We start from the raw sequence: 234 nt of genomic DNA on the forward strand, positions 1-234 counted from the left end.
ACCAGCGAGACCAGACACTGGCTGGACGTGCATGCGCATGTGGAAACACTGAGCGAAAACGCCCAGGACCAAGGCTGCGACGTGAATATTGCCGGCACCTGCGCACCGCTGCAGGTGCAACCCAAGGCCTTGCGTTCGTGCCTTAACAATCAGATCGACAACGCCCTGCGGTCCGCCGGCACAGCGCGTATCGAACTGACCGACAACCGAAAAGCGCTGGTGATCCGGGTAATC

General features: G+C 60.3%; 1 pseudogene. It reads left to right on the top strand.

Annotated elements, in window-relative coordinates:
- Positions 1 to 234 (top strand): annotated as a pseudogene (locus ACFZPT_RS27090) (two-component sensor histidine kinase); the annotation flags it as partial.

The organism is Pseudomonas sp. MD330_10, from assembly GCF_042610415.1.
Taxonomy (GTDB): domain Bacteria; phylum Pseudomonadota; class Gammaproteobacteria; order Pseudomonadales; family Pseudomonadaceae; genus Aquipseudomonas; species Aquipseudomonas rhodesiae.